7 protein-coding genes are annotated in these 5275 nt (G+C 71.7%); 5 read left to right on the top strand and 2 right to left on the bottom strand.

Going from position 1 to position 5275, the window contains the following annotated elements; translation table 11 throughout:
- Both Q0C81_RS15435 and Q0C81_RS15430 read right to left on the bottom strand, forming a co-directional pair.
- Positions 1-474 (bottom strand): nuclear transport factor 2 family protein (locus tag Q0C81_RS15435; RefSeq protein ID WP_291839881.1); only part of this gene is annotated, 474 nt, incomplete at its 3' end.
- 35 nt (positions 475-509) lie between these two features.
- Complete coding sequence (locus tag Q0C81_RS15430) at positions 510-986, bottom strand: DUF411 domain-containing protein (protein WP_367118032.1); 477 nt, start codon at positions 984-986, stop codon at positions 510-512.
- 114 nt (positions 987-1100) lie between these two features.
- Between Q0C81_RS15430 and Q0C81_RS15425 the strand changes: the two genes are divergently transcribed.
- The 5 genes from Q0C81_RS15425 to Q0C81_RS15405 all read left to right on the top strand — a co-directional run.
- Positions 1101-1379: a hypothetical protein gene (locus Q0C81_RS15425; RefSeq protein WP_291839878.1), complete on the top strand. Its 279-nt coding sequence runs from the start codon at positions 1101-1103 to the stop codon at positions 1377-1379.
- Positions 1376-1816 carry a periplasmic heavy metal sensor gene (locus Q0C81_RS15420; RefSeq protein WP_291839875.1) on the top strand — a complete coding sequence of 147 codons (441 nt, stop codon included), beginning with the start codon at positions 1376-1378 and terminating at the stop codon, positions 1814-1816. The genes Q0C81_RS15425 and Q0C81_RS15420 overlap by 4 nt, the downstream gene beginning before the upstream one ends.
- An 8-nt stretch (positions 1817-1824) precedes the next feature.
- A complete protein-coding gene (locus Q0C81_RS15415; RefSeq protein WP_291839872.1) occupies positions 1825-2394 on the top strand; it encodes an RNA polymerase sigma factor in 570 nt (189 codons plus the stop codon).
- A gap of 95 nt (positions 2395-2489) precedes the next feature.
- Positions 2490-4259 carry a copper resistance system multicopper oxidase gene (locus tag Q0C81_RS15410; RefSeq protein WP_291839869.1) on the top strand — a complete coding sequence of 590 codons (1770 nt, stop codon included), beginning with the start codon at positions 2490-2492 and terminating at the stop codon, positions 4257-4259.
- A partial coding sequence (locus tag Q0C81_RS15405) for a copper resistance protein B (RefSeq protein ID WP_291839867.1) occupies positions 4256-5275 on the top strand: 1020 nt, incomplete at its 3' end. The genes Q0C81_RS15410 and Q0C81_RS15405, both read left to right, overlap by 4 nt.

Below are 5275 nucleotides of genomic sequence, written 5' to 3'. Positions count from 1 at the left end.
CGACCAGTGGATGTGATGGATGCGCCAGCCGTCGGCGTGCCGCTTCAGCACCATGGTCTCGGCCGTCAGCCGGTCCACGGCGCGGCCGTTGAACTGACCCGTCGTGCGGCCCTCGCTGGTGATCCAGGCCACGTCGCCGTCGGCCCATCCCGACCGGCGCGACACCGTCGCCTCCGAGGCCGCGGCGAAGGCGGCGTCCGAGCCGAGGTGGTGAGAGGCGTATTCGTCCCGCGACCGCTCCGCCCCGCCCTCCTCGAAGATCATCACCTCCGGCGCCAGCAGGGCCAGGGCGGCGGCGGTGTTCCCGGCCTTCAGCGCGGCGTGGAAGGCGTCGACCACCGTGGCCGCGTCCGCCGCCTCGGCGGCGACGGCGCCGGCGGCTGTGCTGTGGTCGTGGGCGTGATCCTGGGCGAAGGCGGGCGCCGCGCACAGCATGGCGGCCGAAAAGGTCAGGGCGAGGCGGGTTCGGGACATTGATCGGCTCCGGTGCGTCAGGTTCAGAAGTGGGTTCAGGTGGCCGGCTGGTTGTGGCGGGCGAAAACGCGCGGGGCGCCCGATCTGAGCACCAGCAGGGTGTCGTAGGGATCCTTGTGGCCCTGCGGCGTCTCCATGCCCGGCGAGCCCAGCGGCATGGCCGGCACGGCCAGGCCCACGGCGGTCGGTCGGTCGGCCAACAGACGGACGACATCCTCGGCCGGCACATGGCCCTCGATCAGATAGCCGCCGACCAGGCCGGTGTGACAGGACGCCAGCGCGTCGGGAAAGCCCCGGCTGCGTCGCACCGGCTGAAGGTCGTCGACCACGACGACGGTGGCGGTGAAGCCCGCCCGGCGCATGTGCGCGACCCATCCGTCGCAGCACGGGCAGGTCGGGGTCTTGTAGACCGTCAGGGCGCGGGGTGGCGCGGTCTGGGCGCAGGCGGCGCCCCCCATGCCCACGGCGAGGCCCGCCCCGAGCAACAGGCGGCGGTTCAGTGTCGATCGCATCAGATGTGTTCTCCGCGGGGCGTTCATCTCTATACGGGAGATGGCGTCGCCCCCCTCATGAGGGTTATCGCCGACGCGTGCGTATGCTGGACGGGGCATGGAGGCAGGTGTGCAATGACGGATGACCTCGGAACAATGATCGCCGCCGCCGGACCGGTGGACGAGGCGCGGCTGGCCGGTCTGGAAAACGGCGTCTGGATCCGCGTCGATCAGCGCCGCGCCCAGATGCGGATGGGGCAGGTGCGGCTCGCCGCCGTCGCCATGGCCCTGGTCATCGGCGGGGTGAACGGGGGCCTGATGCTGGCGGCGTCCCGGTCCGCGCCGTCCGAGATGCAGGTGTTCGCGGTCTCGGCCGACGCCTCGCCCCTCACGCGCCTGGACGCCCGCGGATGAAGACCGCCTGGACCTCCATCCTGATCACGGCGGTGCTGGCCGCCCTGGCCAGCGGCGCGGCGACCTGGGTCAGCGCGACCTGGATCCTGCGCGACCGCCAGCCCCCCAGCCTGCACAGCGTCGTCCATGAGAAGCTCGACCTGAACGCCGAACAGGACCGCCGCCTCGACGCCATCGAGGCCCGCTTCGCCCCACGCCGCACCGCCCTGGAGGCCGAGGTCCGGGCCGCCAACCGCGAACTGGCCGCCGCCATCGCCGTCAACCGGGGCGACACGCCCGAGGTCCAGGCGGCGGTCGATCACTTCCATACGGCCATGGGCGACCTGCAGAAGGCGACCTTGGCCCATATCTTCGAGATGCGATCCGTCCTGACCCCGGCCCAGGCCGAGGTGTTCGACGCGGCGGTCGCCGACGCCCTGCGCCGCGACGCCGGTTAAGCGCGGGCGTGGAGGGCGAGGCGAACATCGAAGCCCGCGCGGCGCGCGGGGACCGGGCCGCCTTCACCGCCCTGATGGCCGCCACCAAGCGGGACCTCCACCGCTTCATCCGCCGCTATGTCGGCGACGAGGACGAGGCGCACGACCTGCTCCAGGAGACCTATGTCGCCGCCTGGCTGGCCATACGGCGCTATGATCCGGCGCGGCCGTTCGATGTCTGGCTGCGCGCCATTGCCGTCAACAAATGCCGCGACTGGGGCCGGCGGCGCGCGGTTCGGCGCGTGGTGCGCGGGGTCATGGGCCTGGACGCGCCCGAGGCGGCGGCGGTGGGCGACGATGCGCCCGCGCCCGAGGCCCGCCTGGACGACCGGCGCCGGGCCGAAGCCCTCCAGCGCGCGCTGTTGGACCTGCCGGACGCCCTGAAGGCGCCCCTGCTGCTCGCCACCCTGGAAGGGCGGTCGCAGGCCGAGATCGCCGCCATCCTGGGCGTCACGGTCAAGGCCGTGGAGACCCGGATCGCGCGCGCCCGCAAGGCGTTGACGGAACGGATGGCGGCGTCCTCCGCCGCCGGGACCTGATCCGAAGCCGGCCTGTGGCGACCCGCCGCAGGGGGAAGCCGGTTCCGCTGCGTATCTGAACGAACAGCCGAATTCGCCCGAGGACCGCCCGCCCCATGCCGACCCCACGCCTTGATCGCCGAGCCCTTCTGCGCGGAGCCGCCGCGGGCGGCGGACTGCTGGGCCTGCAAGGCCTGATGCCGGCCTGGGCGCAGACGGGTTCGCCGGGGCTGCGCGCCGATCTGCCGACGCTGACGGGGCCGAACATCGACCTGACCGTGGGGCATTCGGACTTCACCGTCGGCGGCCGCACCGGCCACGCCTTCACCGTCAACGGTCTGCTCCCCGCGCCCCTGCTGCGGATGCGCGAGGGCCAGAACGTGCGCCTGTCGGTGACCAACACCCTGGACGAGGACACCTCGATCCACTGGCACGGCCTGCTGCTGCCGTTCCAGATGGACGGCGTGCCGGGCGTCAGCTTCCCCGGCATCAAGCCCCGCGAGACCTTCGTCTACGAGTTCCCGATCCGGCAGTCCGGCACCTACTGGTACCACAGCCATTCGGGGCTGCAGGAGGCCATGGGCCACTATGGCCCCATCGTCATCGACCCGGCCGGCGCCGATCCGGTCGGCTATGACCGCGAGCACGTTCTGGTCCTGTCGGACTGGAGCTCCATGCATCCGCACGAAATCCTGGCCAAGCTGAAGAAGAGCCCCGGCTACTTCAACCACCAGCGCACCACCCTGTCCGGCCTGATCTCGGGCGAGGACCGCATGAGCCTGGAGGAACGCCGCATGTGGGGATCGATGCGGATGGATCCGCGGGACATCCTGGACGTCAGCGGCTCGACCTACACCTATCTGATCAACGGCCATGGCCCGCAGGAGAACTGGACCGGACTGTTCCGCCCCGGCGAGCGGGTGCGGCTGCGCATCATCAACGCCTCGGCCATGTCGATCTTCAACGTCCGCATCCCCGGCCTGGCCATGACCGTGGTCCAGGCCGACGGCGAGCACGTCCGTCCGGTCGAGGTGGACGAGTTCCAGATCTCGGTCGCCGAGACCTACGACGTCATCGTCCGGCCGACCGAGGACCGCGCCTACACCATCGTGTCCGAGGCCATCGACCGCTCGGGCATGGGCCGCGCCACCCTGGCCCCGCGCCTGGGCATGACGGCCGAGGTTCCGCCGCTGCGCGAGGTTCCCAACCTGACCATGACCGACATGGGCATGGGTGGCGGCATGGCGGGCATGGATCACGGCTCCATGGCCGGGATGGATCACTCGGCCCATGGCGAAGCCGCCGCACCCATGGATCACGGCGCCATGAGCATGCGCGACCCGAACAACGCCCCCGCCGACATGGCGGTCGGCGTCGGGGTGGACGCCGTCGCGCCCGCGCCCGCGAACCGCCTGGGCGAGCGTCCGCAGGGCCTGCAGGACGTCGATCACCGGGTGCTGGTCTACACCGACCTGCGCGCCCTCGAGCCGAACCGCGACACGCGCCCGCCGTCGCGTTCGATGGAAATCCACCTGACCGGAAACATGGAACGGTTCATGTGGGGCTTTGACGGCCGCAAATTCTCGGAGCTGGTCGAGCCGATCCGGTTCGAGCTGAACGAGCGGGTCCGCGTCACCCTGGTCAACGACACCATGATGGCCCACCCGATCCACCTGCACGGCCACTTCTTCCAGCTGGTGAACGGCCACGACGGGCATCAGCCGCTGAAGCACACGGTCAATGTGGCGCCGGGCTCAAAGGTGACCTTCGACCTGACCGCCGACGCGCCCGGCGACTGGGCCTTCCACTGCCACCTGCTGATGCACATGCACGCCGGGATGTTCAACGTCGTCACGGTCCGGCCGATGCAAGGAGCGGCCCGATGAACCGCGCCCTGCTCGCCGCCGCCGCGGTCCTGCCGCTGGTTCTGGCCGCCGGTTCCGCCGCCGCCCAGTCGCACGCCGGGCACGCCATGCCCGCCCAGACCCCGCCCCCGGCTGATCCCCACGCCGCCCACAGGCCCGCGCCTCCGCCCCCCGCGACGGCCGCAGATCCGCACGCCGGTCACGACATGAGCGGGATGCAGACGGCTCCGGCCCCGGCGCCCGCCGCCGATCCTCACGCGGGCCACACCATGAGCCCCGTCCCGGCGGCAGCCGATCCTCATGCCGGGCACGACATGGGCGGCATGACCGCCGGCCCGCCCAATGTTCCGACCAGCGTGGACGCCGTCGGCGGCCGCATGGTCGAGACCCCGCCCCCGCCCTCCGCCCGCGCCGCGCCCGCCCACGCGGCGGACCTGCTGTTCGATCCGGCCGCCATGGCGGCGGCGCGCAGACAGCTGCTGGTCGAGAACGGCGACGTCCGCACCACGGCGGTTCTGATCGACAGGCTCGAGGCCCGCTTCGGCGACGGCGAGGACGGCTACGGCTGGGAGGCCCAGGGCTGGACCGGCGGCGACATCAACCGCTTCTGGTGGAAGACCGAGGGCGAGGGCGATTTCGGCGGCAAGCTGCACGACGCCGAGGTTCAGGCCCTCTATAGCCGCGCCGTCGCCCCCTTCTGGGACGTTCAGGCGGGCGTGCGCCAGGATGTCCGCCCGGACGGCCCGGACACGACCCACCTGACCGTCGGCGTGCAGGGCGTCGCCCCCTACTGGTTCGAGATGGGCGCCGCCGCCTTCCTGTCGACCGACGGCGACCTGACGGCCCGCGTCGAGGCGGAATACGACCAGCGTCTCACCCAGCGCTGGATCCTGCAACCCGCGCTTGAGCTGAACCTGTCGGCCCAGGATGTCCCGGAACTGGAGATCGGCTCGGGCCTGACCTCGGTCACGGCGGGTCTTCGCCTGCGCTACGAAATCCGCAGGGAGTTCGCCCCCTACGTCGGCGTCGAATGGAGC

The organism is Brevundimonas sp., assembly GCF_023259385.1.
Classification (GTDB): domain Bacteria; phylum Pseudomonadota; class Alphaproteobacteria; order Caulobacterales; family Caulobacteraceae; genus Brevundimonas.
This window is presented reverse-complemented; position numbering and strand designations above follow the sequence as displayed.